At 73.1% G+C, this 15,751-nt stretch carries 13 protein-coding genes; 1 reads left to right on the top strand and 12 read right to left on the bottom strand.

Annotated elements, in window-relative coordinates; translation table 11 throughout:
- Positions 1-88 precede the first annotated feature (88 nt).
- The 12 genes from ACZ4VW_RS28650 to ACZ4VW_RS28595 all read right to left on the bottom strand — a co-directional run bounded on the left by ACZ4VW_RS28650 (position 89) and on the right by ACZ4VW_RS28595 (position 15,317).
- Positions 89-1,021, bottom strand: a complete 933-nt coding sequence (locus ACZ4VW_RS28650) for a universal stress protein (protein ID WP_467967345.1) — start codon at positions 1,019-1,021, stop codon at positions 89-91.
- A 10-nt stretch (positions 1,022-1,031) separates the two neighbouring features.
- The gene (locus ACZ4VW_RS28645; RefSeq protein WP_467967343.1) at positions 1,032-1,826 is read right to left on the bottom strand and encodes a class I SAM-dependent methyltransferase; all 795 of its coding nucleotides are present in this window, start codon (positions 1,824-1,826) and stop codon (positions 1,032-1,034) included.
- Complete coding sequence (locus ACZ4VW_RS28640) at positions 1,816-3,174, bottom strand: MFS transporter (RefSeq protein WP_467967341.1); 1,359 nt, start codon at positions 3,172-3,174, stop codon at positions 1,816-1,818. Before ACZ4VW_RS28640 ends, ACZ4VW_RS28645 begins: the two co-directional genes overlap by 11 nt.
- Positions 3,171-4,409, bottom strand: coding sequence for an ATP-grasp domain-containing protein (locus ACZ4VW_RS28635; protein WP_467967339.1), 1,239 nt, complete (start codon positions 4,407-4,409; stop codon positions 3,171-3,173). The genes ACZ4VW_RS28640 and ACZ4VW_RS28635 overlap by 4 nt, the downstream gene beginning before the upstream one ends.
- Positions 4,406-5,698, bottom strand: a complete 1,293-nt coding sequence (locus ACZ4VW_RS28630) for an ATP-grasp domain-containing protein (RefSeq protein WP_467967337.1) — start codon at positions 5,696-5,698, stop codon at positions 4,406-4,408. Before ACZ4VW_RS28630 ends, ACZ4VW_RS28635 begins: the two co-directional genes overlap by 4 nt.
- 6 nt (positions 5,699-5,704) lie before the next feature.
- Positions 5,705-6,925 (bottom strand): aminotransferase class V-fold PLP-dependent enzyme, encoded by a 1,221-nt coding sequence (locus ACZ4VW_RS28625; protein WP_467967335.1) that lies wholly within the window; start codon positions 6,923-6,925, stop codon positions 5,705-5,707.
- Position 6,926: 1 nt separating this feature from the next.
- Positions 6,927-8,285 carry a pyridoxal-phosphate dependent enzyme gene (locus ACZ4VW_RS28620; RefSeq protein ID WP_467967333.1) on the bottom strand — a complete coding sequence of 453 codons (1,359 nt, stop codon included), beginning with the start codon at positions 8,283-8,285 and terminating at the stop codon, positions 6,927-6,929.
- Positions 8,282-9,748, bottom strand: a complete 1,467-nt coding sequence (locus tag ACZ4VW_RS28615; RefSeq protein ID WP_467967331.1) for a Y4yA family PLP-dependent enzyme — start codon at positions 9,746-9,748, stop codon at positions 8,282-8,284. The genes ACZ4VW_RS28620 and ACZ4VW_RS28615 overlap by 4 nt, the downstream gene beginning before the upstream one ends.
- Positions 9,749-9,846: 98 nt before the next feature.
- Positions 9,847-11,796, bottom strand: a complete 1,950-nt coding sequence (locus tag ACZ4VW_RS28610) for a dipeptide ABC transporter ATP-binding protein (RefSeq protein WP_467967329.1) — start codon at positions 11,794-11,796, stop codon at positions 9,847-9,849.
- Entirely contained in the window at positions 11,759-12,634 is an 876-nt protein-coding gene (locus tag ACZ4VW_RS28605) for an ABC transporter permease (RefSeq protein WP_467967327.1), read from the bottom strand. The genes ACZ4VW_RS28610 and ACZ4VW_RS28605 overlap by 38 nt, the downstream gene beginning before the upstream one ends.
- Complete coding sequence (locus ACZ4VW_RS28600; protein ID WP_467967325.1) at positions 12,631-13,623, bottom strand: ABC transporter permease; 993 nt, start codon at positions 13,621-13,623, stop codon at positions 12,631-12,633. Before ACZ4VW_RS28600 ends, ACZ4VW_RS28605 begins: the two co-directional genes overlap by 4 nt.
- The gene (locus ACZ4VW_RS28595; protein ID WP_467967323.1) at positions 13,620-15,317 is read right to left on the bottom strand and encodes an ABC transporter family substrate-binding protein; all 1,698 of its coding nucleotides are present in this window, start codon (positions 15,315-15,317) and stop codon (positions 13,620-13,622) included. Before ACZ4VW_RS28595 ends, ACZ4VW_RS28600 begins: the two co-directional genes overlap by 4 nt.
- A gap of 173 nt (positions 15,318-15,490) precedes the next feature.
- On the opposite strand from ACZ4VW_RS28595, the gene ACZ4VW_RS28590 reads away from it, so the two are divergent.
- Positions 15,491-15,688 carry a hypothetical protein gene (locus ACZ4VW_RS28590; protein ID WP_467967321.1) on the top strand — a complete coding sequence of 66 codons (198 nt, stop codon included), beginning with the start codon at positions 15,491-15,493 and terminating at the stop codon, positions 15,686-15,688.
- Positions 15,689-15,751: the final 63 nt, after the last annotated feature.

The following is a 15,751-nucleotide window of genomic DNA, read 5'->3' as shown; positions in this document are numbered from 1 at the left end:
GAGTGTCCAGGATTATGGACACGGTATCGAAGCGCTTCGATGAGACACCGGCGGGCGCGCCAAGGGTCTCCGCAGGGGTGTGCCTCGCTCAGACCCCGTCGGACGCCGGAGGAGTGGGCGGCACGATCGCGACCGGACAGTGGGCGTGGTGCACGACGGCGTGGGCGACCGAGCCCATGAGCAGCGACTCGACCCGGTGCCTGCGGTGGCGGCCCACGACCACGAGGCCCGCGGTCCGCGACCCCTCGACGAGCCTGCCCGCCGCGTCCGAGGGGATCACGGCCGGGACGACCTCGACGTCCGGGAACCGCTCGGTGAAGGGCCGCAGGCGCTCCTCCTGCCGCCGGGAGGTCTCCCGGACGAGCTCGGGCATCTCGTCGACGGGGAGCGGCGGCGGAACCTGTAGCACCGGGGCCGGCGGGCTGGCCAGGATGACGGGGGAGGGCGGGAGCCGGTAGGCCGTCACCGCCTCGACGGCCACGCTCCGCTGCCGGGCGGCGTGGAAGGCGAAGTCCAGCACCTCGTCTGCGGTCTCCTCCGGGTGCAGCCCGAGCAGCACCCGGCCCGCCGTCGCGCCGCTCCCCAGCGACACGTCCCGCGCCTCGTGCGGCACGACCACGACCGGACAGGGCGCGGCCGAGGCGAGGGCCCGGCTGGTGGAGCCGAGCAGGAGGCTCGCGAACCCGCCCCGCCCCCGGGACCCGGTCACCAGGAGCCGCGCCGACCGTGCCTCGGCGAGCAGGGCGTCCGGTACGGAGCCGTCGAGCGACGTGTACCGCACCGGCACGCTCCCGCCGTGCTCCTCGATCCACGCGCGGACACCGTCGAGGACGCTGTCGGGGATCTCGGCGGGCTCGCCGAGCGAGGAGATGCGCGCGGCGCCGAGCTGGAGGGCGTCGGAGCGTACATGCGCGACCACGAGCGGAGCGTCGAGCCCGCGCGCGGTGTTCAGCGCCCATTCCAGGGCCCGGTGACTGTGCGCGGAACCGTCCACCCCGACCACGACCGACTTTGCGCTCATATCCGGATTATCACCCCTCTCCATGGCATCGCGCCGAAGGAGGGCGAGGCCGCGTACGGACGGCGGCCAGGACGCAGCTGTGCCCGTACTGCCAGACGCTCCCCACCGCGCCGAAACCCGCCTTGCGCATCAGCTCCATGTGGCGCTGCGCCGTGAGTCCGTTGTCGTCACCGAGGTCCAGGCCGCGGGCCTCCCGCTCCGCCAGGAGCTCCGCGAACCGGCCGTCGGCGGCCACGCCGGCCCACCACCCCTGCCAGTCCTCGGCGGACCGGGGGCCACGACGCGCGTCGTGGCCCCCGGCGACCGCGGCGGCGAGCCGGCGGATCGCGGTGTCCTCCTGGAAGAGGTGGTCGGCGTTCACCAGCACCCCGCCGGGGCGCAGCAGCTCGTGGACCTCCTCGTACACCGAGGCGAGCACGTCCAGGGGCAGGTAGTGCAGCGCCGTGGTGGACACGACGGCGTCCAGCGGGCCGGCGGCGGACAGCTCCGCGGCCCGGGCCCCGGAGCCGATCCGCGCGTCGACGAACCCGACCGCGCCGCCGTGCACCGCCCGCCCCAGGGCCAGGAGCAGCGGGTCGTGGTCGACCGCCAGGACCCGGGCGTGCGGCAGACGGGCGGCCAGCCGGGCGGCGAGCGAACCGGGTCCGCAGCCGAGATCGGCGACGAGGGGCCGGTCCATGCCCCGTGTGCCGTGCGCGACCACGTCGGCCACGACGTGGAAGCGTTCCTCGCGGGCGGTCGCGTAGAGCTCCTGCTGGCGCTCCCAGCGGTCCACCCAGAGACGGGCCGCCGTCTCAGCCGTCATGTTCCTTGCCATGGTGCGTCCTTGCTGTTGGTGCTGTTCGTACTGGTGGCGCGGGCGGTGCGACGGGTATGTCCTCCGCCGCGGACGCGAGCGGGCCGGCGGGCGCCTCGAGCCGGCCCGTCGCGGCGACCAGCGCCGCGACCGCGGTGGCCGCCGCGGCGGCGAGGAAGCCCCAGGTGTGGCCGCCCTGCCGGTCGACGACGACGCCGGTGACCGCGGAACCCAGCGCGGCCATCGAGAGGTTGACGGTGGTGAGCCAGGTGTACGCCTCGTTCAGCATCCGCTCCGGCACGACCTGCGAGACGAGCTCGGCCTCCACCGTCAGCGCCGGGGCGATGACGGCACCGGAGACGAAGAGCACGGCACCGAGGGCGTACGAGTTCGGCATCAGCGCCCACACCGCGTACCCGGTGGCGAGCGCGCCGAGCAGCACGAGGAAGCGCCGTCCGAGGGACCCGCGGAACGTACGGCTTCCGTACCACAGGCCCGCCGCCGCACTGCCGATGCTCCAGACGGCGATGAGTACACCGGTCACGCTCTCGGCCGACGCGCCGTCATGCGCCTTCGTGTACGCGGCGATGGCGACCGGCGAGCCGCCGAAGGAGAACGCGATGCCCGCCGCGCACAGCAGCAGCATCCGCAGCGCCGGCTCCCGCAGCGGCCCGATCCCGCGGGCCGCCTTCCCGCCGCCGGACGGCAGCGCGCGCATCGCCCGGCCGCGCGCCACCACGAACGTGCCGAACCCGGTGCACAGCGAGGCGAAGACCAGAGCGGCCGCCGGGCCCGCCGTTCCGGTGCCGGTGTCCAGGGCATCGCCGAGCGGGGTGCCCAGGAGCATGAACGCGGAGAACAGCAGCGGCCCGACGACGAAGACCAGCTCGAACAGGGTGGATTCGGCCGCCATCGCCGCCTGCCGTACGTCCCCGCGGCCACTGTCCTCGTTGGTCAGCGTGGTCCACGCGGCACGCAGCGCCGGGCTGATCGCGGGAAACGCGGCGCCCGACAGTGCGGCGACGGCGCACAGCACCCCGAGGGGCAGCCGCGCCAGCACCGCGGCGAGCAGCACCAGCTGGAGGGCGGCGTAGAGCGCTGCGTACAGCGGCAGTACCCGGCCCGCGCCGTAGCGGTCCGCGAGGCGTCCGGCCACGGGAGCGGTGGCCGCCGTGGCGAGCGAGATCGTGGCGCCCACCAGGCCCGCCTCGGCGAACCCCCCGCTGGTCTCCTTCACCAGGAGCAGCCAGGCGAGGACCGTGACTCCCTGTCCGAGGCGGGCGACCACACCGCCCACCAGGAGCAGCGGAGCCCCCGGCACCCGCCACAGCCGGCCGTACTGCGCCATGCCGGTCATCGTCCGCCTCCACAGGTCTCGCCGGTCACCCGGAAGTCGCGCGCGGTCGCCTCGACCGCTGCCAGGACGGCCGCGCTGTCCGGACCGCGGAACCGGAACCGGCCCCCGACGTGCTCGTAGTACGCGTCCGCCGCGGGCAGGACGTCGCCGGGGCGCAGCAACTCCTCCGCGTACGGGCCCGGTCGCCGGCCCCGCATCGGTGTCACACCGGTGATGACGCACGGCCGGGCCGCCGGGGCCGGGGCGAGCAGCCATCCGGCGGTCTCCGTCCGGGGCGGCGGCGCCCAGGGTCTCGGTTCCTGGCCGAGGGCGATGCGGAACGCGGCCTCCATCAGGTCGTAGCCGTGCACCTCCCGCCACACGTACGGGATCTCCGCCCCGCCCACCCGCGCTCCCACCTCGAGGAAGGTGACGCGCGGACCGGACGGCGCCTCGGTGTCCACGAACACCTCCAGATGGAAGGGGAGGGGGGAGGAGGTGAGCGCCCGCAGCGCACGGACCGCGAAGTCGCCGACCGCCGCCACGACGTCGGCCCGGTCCTCCTCGACCGAGCCGAGCGTGGCGCCGTGCCGGAACCCCAGACAGGAGTTGACGTAGCGGGACGCCTTCCAGCAGAGCAGCTCGTGGCCGTCGAAGACCCCGTCCACGTGGAACACCGGATGCGGAATGTGCGTCTGGGCGATCAGCGGCCGGTCCGCGGCGAACTGCACCTCCTCCAGGTCCCGTTCGTCCCGGACGAGCACGACCCCCTCGCTGCTGCTGCCGGTCGCCGGCTTGACGACGACCGGGCACTCGTGCGCGTCGGCGAGCGCCCGCACGTCGCGCGGTCCGGCGACCCGGGCCGTCGGCGGGACGGTGAGCCCGGCCCGCGCCACGGTGGCCGTCATCAGGTACTTGTCCCGGAAGGGCAGCAGTTCGTCGGGGCGTCTGCCGCGGCAGTCCCACTCCAGGGCCACCTGGGCGGCCACGAGCAGATCGTCCTCCTTGAGCGCGACGACCGCGCTCGGGGCCCCGTGGCGCGCGGCGAGGCCGTCGATCTCCTTGCGGACCCGTGCGAGGTCGTCGGTGGCGGGCACGACGACGGTCTCGGCCGCTGGGGCTGGCACGGCCTCCGTCCCGACCTCGGTGGTCACATAACTGACGGCGTACGCGGAGTGGTCGACGTACCGCGCGTAGTGGGCGTAGTCGGCCCGCCAGCGGTGCAGGACCACGAGATGAGGCCGTCGCCCGGTCACGCGCCGCCCTCCAGGTCCGCGAGGGCGTAGAACCCCGCGCCGTCCAGGTAGTGCACGGTGTTCAGGTCCCGCGCGAGCACATGCTCCGAGGCGTGCGCCAGACCGATCATCATCGGCTCCGTGGTGTCGTCGACGGTCAGCGGCAGCTGTCCGCCCTCCGGCACCGCGATGTGCACGTTGTGGAAGCTCTCCAGCGCCTCCACCTGCGGCAGCAGGGGATACCCGGCGAGCGTTCCGCTGACCGGCGAGGTCAGGTACGCCATGGCGACGTGCCGCTCCACGCGGTGCGCGTCGCCGACGGAGGCGAGGAAACGCTCCGGGCGCAGATAGGCGTCGACGGTCCGCTCGATCTGCGACTCGCCGGCCGCGAGCCGCGCGAAGTAGGCCGCGTCCGCGCCGCACAGCCGGATGCCCGCCTCGACCAGCCGCGGCCCGTCCGGGGTGAGCATGATCTCCAGATGGGCCGGCCCGTGCCGGACCTCGAGGGCGTCGAGCACCTCGAAGCCGTACTCGATCAGCCGGGCACGCTCGGGGGAGCCGGGGTGCGTGGAGACGGCCGCGCTGATGCGGTCGGTGACACCGTTGGCGGAGATCTTCATGTACCGCCACACGTCGGTGCACCGGTGGTGCCCGTCGCGGCTCACCGTGTTGACGACGTACTCGGTGCCCTCCAGGTGCTCCTGGACCACCACGCCTTCGTTGCGGAAGGAGAAGATGTTCGTCGCGGCCATGATCTTCTCGTACGCGGCGGCCGTCTCCTCCGGGCTCGCGCAGAAGCTGACGTGGTCGTTGCCCGCGCTGCGGACCGGTTTGACGACGGCCCGGCCGCCGAGTGCGCGGTGCCAGTCGGCGGCGTCCTCGGCCGAGGCGGCCAGATGCTGGCGGGTTCCGGGCAGGCCGGCCGCCTTGATCGTCTCGATCTGGGTGTGCTTGTGGCGGCGGGCGCCGCTGAGCCGGGTCCCGTTGCCGGCGAGCCCCAGCGCCTCGGCGAGCCGGTCGGCCAGCTCGACCCCCAGCTCCCCGCCGGTGAGCACGGCGGCCGGCCGGTGGGCGGCGACCGCCCGCAGCGTGGTCGCGAAATCACCCTCGTGCACGATGTCCTCGGCGAAGTCCTCCCTCCGGAACGAACCGCGGTAGACCGGGGGGACGGACGGGGTGCTCTGGACCCGGACCACCGGACGGCCGGCCTCCTCGAAGGCCCGGGCCAGGCGCAGGGTCGGCGCGTACACGTCGACCATCACGACCGGCGCCGGGTCCTCGCCCCGCCCGCCGGCTTTCTCGTCTCGCATGGTTCCTCAGCTCTCCCGGTCGAGGCCGGCCAGGACCTCCAGCAGGTGGTCGATGTCGTCGGGGGTGTTGTAGACGTGCAGGCTGACCCGCACCGAGGAGTCCTTCTCCCCGGAGTGCCCCTGGCAGTGCCCGTCCGCACGCACCATCAGCCCGTGGCTGGCCAGGATGAAGCCCAGGTCGTTGGAGCCGATGGCGCGATGGCGGAAGGTGACGATGCCCTGGCGGCGCTGCACCGTGGACGCGGCCGTCAGACTGAGCGGACAGCCGAGCACCTCGTACGAGGCGAGGCGGCTGAGCCCGTCCGTGAGGCGGACCCCGAGGTCGACCGTCCAGCGTTCGATCCGCCGCGGGTCCGCCTCCTCCAGCCAGTCCAGCGCGGCGTGCAGGCTGACGATGCCGCTGGTGTTGGGGCTGCCGCTCCACCCGCCCGGCTCGAACACCGGCCCGCGCAGATTCCGGGCCCAGATGGCACCGACACCGGGCAGGGCCATCGCCTTGTGCCCGGAGAAGACGGCGAAGTCGACGTCGAGGTCGCCCAGGTCCACGGGCTTGTGCCCGATGCTCTGCGCCGCGTCCAGACAGATCACGACGTCGGGGCCCGCCGTCGCACGGATCCGGTGCACGTTCATGTCCGCGCCGTAGACGTGGTGGACGTGCGTGGCGGCCACGAAACGGGTGCGTTCGTTGACCAGCCCGGCCAGCGCCCGCTGGTCGTAGTCGCGGGAGTCCGTCTCGTACGGCATCTCCCGTACGGTGATCCGCACACCGCGCTCCGCGAGCAGCCGCCGGGCCTCCAGCCAGGGCACGGCATTGGCCTGGTGGTCGGCGAACGGGACGACGATCTCGTCACCGTCGCGCAGGTACGAGGTCAGCCAGTCGCGCGCGACCGCGCGCAGGCCCTCCGTCGTCCCGCTGGTGAAGTGGACGCCCGACTCTTCCGGCCGGGGATCGCCGAGGAAGGACTTCACCCGCTCCCTGGCTCGCTCGATCAGCTCGGTGGTCCGGTTCGCCCAGGGGTACGTGCCCCGCCCGGCGTTGGCGTTGGACGTGGTCAGATAGCGGTGCACGGCGTCGAGGACGGCCTGCGGCTTCTGCGCGGTGGCCGAGCTGTCCAGGTACCGGACGTCCGGATGACCCGTGACGATGGGGAACTGGGCCCGCAGCTCCGCCTGCCAGGAGGCGAGATCGGCCGGCGGGGCGGGAGTGGTGTCGAGAGGCAGCGTCATGTCAGTCCCTCACCAGCGGAGCGCCGGCGTCGCGCCAGGCGATGATGCCGCCCTCGAGGCTGCGCACATCGGTGTGTCCCATCCGGGCGAGCAGCGCGGCGTAACGCACCGACTGCTCGCCGACCGGGCAGGCCAGGAGGACCGGCTGTGTGCGGCCGAACGGGAGCCCGCCGTGCAGGAGTTCCGCGAAGATCTCGTCGACGATGTTCACCGAGCCGGGGATGTGCAGCGCGTCGTAGGCGAAGGACCCGCGCAGGTCGACCACGAGGGGCCGCTCGTCGGCGATCCACCGACGGGCCTCTCCCGCGTCGATGGAGGTGGCGGCGGCGATCTCGGCGTCCGTGAGCGTGGCGACGGAGTTGCGCCGGGCCGGCTGCCGCAGCAGCTCGGGCCGCCGCTGCCGGACGTAGCTCATGTAGCTCTCGACGCGGTCGCAGACGATGAAGACGGCGGTCCTGCGCTCCTCCTCGTCCGTCAGCGTCTCGTCGATGGCCCGCAGATGCCGGACGGCACCGAAGTAGGCGGCTCCGCCCGTGGGCCCCGCGAGCATGCCGCAGCGGCGGACGAGCGTGATCATGCCGTCGATGGCCTCGTCCGCGGAGACCGACTCGATGGTGTCGTACGTGGCCGGGTCGAAGAGGCCGACCTCGTGCACCTCGTCGATGTTCCGGATGCCCGGGATGAAGTCGGACTTGTGGGCGACCAGGCCGATCACGCCGACGTTCGGGTCGTGGCCGCGCAGCGCGCGGGCGGTGCCGGTCGAGGAGCCCGCGGTGCCGACCGCCGCGACGAACCAGTCGGGGGCCCGGCCGCCGAGGTCCTTCACGATCTCCGGCCCGGTGGCCGTCCGGTGCGCCTCGATGTTCAGCGGGTTGTAGTACTGGTCCGTGTGGACGTAGGCGCCGGTGTCGGCGGAGAGCATCTGGTGGATCTTGGTGAGCGGGTCCTCGGTGTTCGTCGGGTCCAGGCACTCGGCCTGCCCGGGAAGCTCCTCGATCTCCGCGCCCAGGAGCAGCAGCAGATCCTTGATCTCGGGGACCTTCATGCGGTTGGTGACGCTCTTGAACGGCAGCCCGTGCATGCCGGCGATGACGGCGAGCGCCTTGGCGGTGTTGCCGCTGGACAGCTCCACGACGGTGCGCGCGGCCTTGCCGTCGCCGCCGCCCTCACCGTCGCCCTCCTCGTCCGCCGCCAGGAGCGGCTGGACCATGTTCCAGGCCGCCCGGTCCTTGACGGAGCCGAAGGGGTTGAGCATCTCCAGCTTGGCGTAGAGATCGATGTGACGCAGTCCGTGTATCTCCGGTGCTATGCGGACGAGCGGAGTGTCGCCGATGACATCGGTGATCGAGTCGTACTTCAACAGTCTTCCCCCGTGGAAGTGATGGGCCAGTAGTTCTCGTCGAGGCACCAGTCCCACCGGTCGCCCGCCCGGTAGGCGGCGACCTTGCGTGCGATGGGCTGGTGCAGGGCGTGGTCGGCGCTGAAGTCCATGAAGTAGCCGGCGGTGTTGGCGAAGGCGAGCAGGTCGCCGGGTGCCGGACGGCGGGGCAGGTACACCAGCCGGCGCGTGATGAAGTCGGCCTCCAGGCAGAGGTTCCCGATCAGATGGACCCCCACCGGACCGTCGCCGCCGGCCTCGGCCCTGCCGCCGGGGCGCTCCACGAGCACCGGGTCCATCAGGACGCCGTGCTCCTCCAGGCTGACGTCGGAGGCGTTCATCTCCAGGCGTACGAAGCAGTCACCGCCCGGGGTGTCGCGGACCTCCAGGACGCGGGCGAGCGCGACACCGCACTGGTCGACCAGCGCGCGACCCGGCTCGATGTGCAGGTCGTACAGGCTCTCCAGGAGCAGGGTCGCCAGCGGACGTCCCAGCGACTGGCCGCGTGTCGCGAGGAGTTCGTCGAAGTAGCGCGGCCCCGACACGGGCCGGTGGGCGGGGTAGAGGCCGAGCGCGCCCCGCAGCGTCCCGCCGTCGTTGCGCAGTCCGTAGCCGTGCCCCTGCCAGGTCAGGGCAGGGCGCCTGCCCAGCACGGCGTTGGTCAGTTCCGAGGTGTACGTCTCCCACTGGGCGCCGTCGGCGAGGTAGTCCACGCCGAAGCCGCCTCCGATGTCGACGACACGGGGGCGCAGGCCCCGGGCGGCGCATTCGTTCATCACCCGCAGGCATCCTTCGAAGGCGGTGGCCTTCTCGGCGGCGCCGATGGTGTCGAGGTGGTAGGCGACGCCCTGGAAGTCGAGGGACTCCCGGTGCTTGTCGAGGATGTCGAGCAGCACGGTGGCCGAGGCGGCCGGAGTGCCGAACCGGCTGCGCCGGCTCAGCACGGTGACCCCCGTGCTGTCGAAGTCCGAGAGCCGCAGCAGGACGCGGACCGCGGGGAGCCGGTGCTCCTCGACGAGCGCGGCCAGCGTGCGGAGCTCGTCGGCCGAGTCGACGTTGACGACGACCCCCGTCCGCGCCGCCAGCCACAGGAACTCCGGGCTCTTCGGGCCCGTCGCCATGATGCGCTCCGGCGCGAAGCCACAGCCCAGCGCGTGCTGGAGCTCGTGCAGCGAGGCGATGTCGATGTGGGCCTCGGTGGCGGCGAGGCGCCTGACGAGCGCGCTGGAGCGGTTGGCCTTGTGGGCGAAGTAGATCGTGCCGGCCAGCCGGTGCTTCGCGTACACGTCCTGGAAGCGGCGGACGTTCTCGGCGATCTGGTCGGGAAGCACGATGTTCAGCGGCGAACCGAGCGCCCGCGTCAGCCGGTGGAGGAGCTCGGTGTCGTCGAGGAGCGACGCCAGCCGGGGCTCGAGTCGTGGAGCGAGATACAACGGAGTGCTCATGAATGTGCGGACTCCTGGTCTTCTCGTAGGAATGGTCCGGCGGCGGCACCGCCGCGCCGTTCGTCCGCCTCGACCCTAGTGCGCAACGACAATCGTTTTCAATCAAGGAATGGTACGTGCCGCTTGTGCAGGTCGCCGTGGCACGCGAGGAGTTGAGCCGAGCCGGGGGCGGCCTCCTTCAGGAGCGGAGCGTTCCGCACGCACGCCTCCTGGACGGGCGCGTCCAGCGCCGGGAAGAGAGGGCAACGGTTCCGGAAGGAGCAGCCCTCGCCGGTCGACGGCAGCGGGTCCCCGCGCAGCACGACGCGCTCGCGCTCCCGAACCGGATCGGTCGAGGGCGAGGCGTCGACCAGGGCCCGGGTGTACGGATGGCGGGGCCGCCCGAGCACCTCCTCGGCGGGACCCTGCTCCACCACCCGCCCCAGATACATCACGGCCACGTCGTCGGCGGAACGGCGCACGAGCCGGATGTCGTGGGACACCAGCACGTAGGAGAGGCCCATCCGGGCCCGCAGGCCGTCGAGCAGGTCCATCACCCCGGCTCGCAGCGGCACGTCCAGCGCGGACACCGGCTCGTCGAGCAGGACGAGTTCCGGCCCGGTGGACAGGGCCCGGGCGATGGCCACCCGCTGCCGCTGACCGCCCGACAGCCGGCCGGGCCGGACCTCCGCGACGCTCTCGGGAAGCTCCACCAGACGCAGCAACTCACGGACTCGGGCTGCCTGTTCGGCGGGCGTCGAGCCCCGCAGGGCGAGCGGCTCCGCGATGATCTCCCCGACGCGCATCCGCGGGTCGAGCGAGGACGCGGGGTCCTGGAACACCACGCTCATCCGGTGCCTCACCTCCCGTCGGCCGGAGGGCGGGAGCGAGGCGAGATCGCGCCCGAGCACCTCGATCCGGCCGGCGGCGGGGGCCCGCAACCGCAGGATCTCGTGGAGCGTGGTGGTCTTCCCGCACCCGGACTCGCCGACCAGCGCGAGCGCCCTGCCCTTCCGCAGGCTGAGGCTCACCCCGTCGACCGCGCGTACCGCCCGGCCCCGCCGCGCCGCGTAGTGCCGCTCCAGGCCCTCGACACGCAGCACTTCCGGAGGCGCGGCCGGGACCGGCTCGTGGTCCGACACCCTCATCGACGTGACGGCCCGCGTCGTGCCGGTCCGTGGTGCGGCGGCGCGCCGGCCGGTCGGGGCCTCCTCCATGCGCCGGGTGGCGGCCAGCAGGTGCCCCAGATCACCGCCCGAACCCTCCCCGCCCGTCCTCCCGCCACCGTCCCGCCCTCCGGCCGAGAGCAGCGCCGCCACCTCGCCGGCCGCGCCGAGGCGGCCGTCGCGCATCACGGCCACCCGGTCGCAGCAGCGGGCCACCACCCCCAGGTCGTGGGTGATCAGGAGCAGCGCGCACCCCAGCTCCGCGCGCTGACGGTCCAAAAGGTCCAGGATCTGCGCCTGCACGGTCGTGTCCAGGGCGCTCGTCGGCTCGTCGGCGATCAGCAGTTCCGGGTCGCCGGCGAGGGCCACCGCGATCGCGACCCGCTGCCGCATCCCGCCGGACAGCTCGTGCGGGTACGCCCGCGCCCGCCGTGCCGCGTCCGGGATCCCCACCCGGTCGAGGAGGTGGACCGCCCGCACCCGGGCCGCCGCGCGCGGCACCCGCCGGTGGGTCCGTATCGCCTCCTCGATCTGCCGCCCCACCGACATCACGGGCGTCAGCGCCGCCAGCGGGTCCTGGAACACCATGCCGATCCGCGCCCCCCGGATCCGCGACAGCTCCCGGTCCGGGAGGCCCACCAGCTCGCGCCCGTCGAACCGCACCGAGCCACGGACCTCGCCCCGCCCGGGCAGCAGCCCGATCAGCGCCGAGGCCGTCACCGACTTCCCCGAGCCCGAGGTCCCCACGACGGCGAGCGACTCAGCACGCGCCAGGGTCAGATCCACCCCCTCCACCGCGCGCCGCGCACCCGCGGCGAAGGTGACCGACAGACCGCGCACCTCCAGCAGCGGCTGTGCCGTGTCCTCAGGCGTCACGGCGCTCATGGGCGTCGTGGTCGTCATGGCTCTCCTCCTCGTCCAGTGCGCGCCGCAGCGCCTCGCCCAGCAGTCCCACGGCCGTCACGGTCAGCACGAGGAAACCCACCGGGGCGAGGAACACCCACGGATACGTCAGCGCCGAACCGCTCCCCACGGCCAGCAGCGTCCCCAGCGACACATCGGGAGGCTGGATCCCGAAGCCGAAGTAGCTCAGTCCCGCCTCGCCGAGGATCGCGGCACCGACGTGCAGCGTGCAGTCGATGACCAGCAACGGCACCAGATGCGGGACGAGATGGCGGCGCAGGATCCAGCCCGTCGGCGCGCCCATGAAGCGGGCCGCCGTCACGAACTCCCGTTGCCGCAGGCTCACCGCCCGGGCGCGCACGACACGCGCGGTGAGCATCCACTGGAACAGGGCGATGACCAGCACCGTCCACAGCCAGGAGCGGTCGCGCAGCGCCGGCGAGAGCACGGCGACGACGAGGAAGGACGGCAGGACCAGCAGCATGTCCACGCCCCACATCAGCGACCGGTCGACACCCTTGCCGACGTATCCCGCCGTCAGCCCGACCAGCGTCGCGAGCAGCGTGGAGAGCCCGGCCACCAGCAGCCCGATGAGCAGGGACTTCCGCAGCGCCATGAGGCACTGCGCGAGGAGGTCCTCGCCGAGTCGGGCCGTTCCGAGCCAGTGCTCCGCGGACGGCGGGAGCAGCGCCGCCCCGGGATCCTGGGTGACATGGTCGTACGGCCAGAGCCAGGGCCCCGCGAGCGCCGAAACGGCCAGGACGAGCAGCAGGACGGCCCCGCAGAGCGCGAGCGGGCTCCGCAGGAGCCGGGCCGGCACCGAGGAGGGGGCGGTCACGCGGCGGCCCTCCGTGTCCGGGGATCGAGAACGGCCAGCAGCGCGTCCCCGAGCCACCCCGCGAGGACCACCAGGACGGCGATGAACAGGGTCACGGTGGCGACGACCGTCGCGTCCTGCTCGTGGATCCCGGTGAGCAGCCAGTCACCCATGCCGTTCCAGCCGAAGATCCGCTCGGTGAACACCCCGCCCGTCAGATGCAGGCCGAACGTGAACGAGAAGAGGGTCACCATCGGGATCAACGCCATCCGGATGCCGTGCCGCACCACCGCCGTGCCGCGCCGCAGGCCCTTCGCCCGCGCCGCCCGGAGGAAATCGCTGCCCAGCACGTCGAGCATCGCCGCCCGCTGATAGCGGCTGTAGAACGCGGCCTGGGGGAGCGCGACGGCGAGCGTCGGGAGGGCCAGGTGCCGCAGCCGGTCACCGAACGCCTCCCACCCGGTGAGCTCCGCACCCGGAGTCGTCTCGGCGGAGAAGTACAGCAGCTGCGTGCCGACGGCCTCGTTGACGGGGAGCCACGCCATCTTCAGAACCGTCCCCAGGACGAACACCGGTATCGCGAGCAGCACCAGCGAGCCCACGAGGGACACCCCGTCGCTCACCCGGCCGCTGCGCAGCGCGTTCCACACCCCGATCACCACCCCGGCGGCCATCGCCAGCAGACTCCCGGCGAGGAAGAGCCGGACACTGGTGCCGCAGCGCCGCCACAGCTCGTCGGCGATCCGCTGCCCGCCGACCGTCTCGCCGAAGTCGCCGCGCGGAACCCCGGACAGCCAGTCGAGGAAGCGCATGGGCAGCGGCGAGTCGAGCCCCAGACGGTGCGCCCGCGCGTCGATGACGGCCTGTGGCGGCCGTGGCTGGTGCCCCCTCAGCTCCGCGAGCGGGTCGAAGCTGAGGGAGGCCAGCACGTACGCGGCGAGTGTGGCGGCCAGGCACAGTCCCACCCGCCAGGCGAGCCGTCGCGCCAGATGGACGGCCGCCCCCCTCACTTCACGTACCCGGCGCTCTCGAAACCGTACGAACCCAGGCCGCGCGCGCCGTAGTTGGCGAGGTCCTCGCGGACCGCGTACGCGCCGGAACCGGCGTAGAGCGGCAGATGGTGGGCGTGCTTCCAGGCCAGTACGTCGATCCTGTTCGCGATCTCGCGCCGCTTGCCGGGGTCCAGCTCGGCCAGGCCCCGGTCGTACAGCTCGTCGATCCCGGGGACGTGGACACGGCCGAAGTTGCTGCCGAAGTCATCGCCCGCGGGCTTCTGGAACACCGGCCGGTCATGGGCGAACGGGGAGGCGGACTTGGTCCACTCGAAGGCGATGAGGTCGAAGTTGCCCGGCAGGAGATAGCCGTCGTAGAAGTTCTCCAGCGGCACGGTGCGCGTGCGCGCCTCGATGCCGACGGCCCGCAGCTGCTCCGTGATAAGGCCGGTGACCGTCCGGCCCACGGGCGTGGTCTGGCCGACGAGCCGCAAGGTCAGCCGCTTGCCCTCGCGCTCGCGGTAGGGGCCGTTCTTCTTCCAGCCCAGCCGGTCGAGCTGCCGTCCCGCCGCCGTGGCGTCGAAGGGCAGCGTCGCCGAGTTGTCCCGGTAGCCCGGGTCGCCCGGCGGCAGGATGTGGTGCCCGACCGGTGCGGCCCCGGGCACGATCCGGCCGACGAGGGCGTCGGTGACCGCCTTCGGATCGACGGCCTGGGCGACGGCCCGGCGCAGGGCTTCGTCGGCGAGCGGAGCACCCTCGGCCCCGTTGAAGGTGAGCTGCCCCGCGAGACGTTCGGGGGCCTGCCGGATCTCCACTCCGGGCATGGCCCGGGCCCGGGTGAACAGATCCAGGTCCGCGCCGACGGGGTAGATGTCGATGCCCCGGTTGGCGAGCTCGTCGGCGCGTGCCGCCGGGTCGAGGACCCGCAGGACGACCCGGTCCAAAGGCGGTCTGCGGGCCCACCAGGACGCGTTGCGCTTCAGTGCGATCGTCTTCCCGGTCCGGTCGATCCGCTCGACGGCGAACGGGCCGGAGGTGATCGGCGGCTCCTCCAGCCAGCCCCGGTTGAAGGAACTCGCCCTCACGGTCAGCTCCTTGGGCACCAGCGGCCGGAACAGGCCCTGCCATTCGGCGAACGGCCGGCGCAGCGTGACCACGGCCACCTTGTCCGAGGCGCCCCGCTCCACCGAGGCGATGTCCGCGTACCCGACGTTGCTGTACCCCTCGTACGCCGTGTCCCGGCCGCTGAGCGCCTGCCACTGCCCGCGCAGGTCCTCCCAGGTGAGGGGGCGGCCGTTGCTCCAGACCGCCTTGTCCGCGATCGTGTACGTGATGACCTGCGGAGAGGTCGACGTGAGGGCGGCCGAGGTGAAGAACGCCTTGTTGAGGGCGTGTCCGCCGTCCGGGGCCTCGGTGAAGGCGCTCGGCAGGATCGCCTCGGCCAGCTGCCAGGTCACCACGCGGGCGCCGTTGACCTGGACCGGGTTGTAGTTGGTGGGCAGCGCGTCCACGGGGATGCGCAGCTCGCCTCCGTCACGCAGGTCGCCGACGGGCCGGGCGTTGATCTGCTGCTCGCCGCGCACCGCCGGGGCGGCTCGCTGGGCCCCGCGTCCCGGGCCGTCGGGCGAGGCGCTGCACCCGCTCAGCAGCGCGGCGGCGCAGCCGGCCGCCAGCCAGGCGGCCCGGATCGGCCGTCTCGAGGTTCCGGTCATGGTCGTGCATCCCCCTTCTCCGGGCAGCGCTCGCTGCGCGGCCGCGGGCCGGGGGCCGGTTCGGCGGCGGGTCGAACCGCCCCCCGGTGCGAGCAAGACGATAATCGTTTTCAATAGACGCTCGCAAGTAGGATCGGAGCGCTCATCGAGATCCAACAGAAAGAGGGGGAGCCATGGCCGTGCTCATCCTGTCCGGCGTCCTCGTGCTCGCCGTCGGAGGATGCGTCTGCGTCGTCTGGGCCGCGCGCGGCGGCCCGCGCTGGACGCGCGCCGTGGCCACCGCGACCCTCGCGGTGGGCGAACTCGTCCGCCGCTCGAATCGCGCGAACCGGAAGACCGGCACGGACGCGAGCGTCACCTCGGGCGACTGACCCCTCCCGCGCCCCTCCCGGACGGATGCGCGCCCGCCGGTGCCGCCATACTGGACGCGGCGG

It is taken from the genome of Streptomyces sp. NPDC029139 (assembly GCF_055564335.1).
This window is presented reverse-complemented; position numbering and strand designations above follow the sequence as displayed.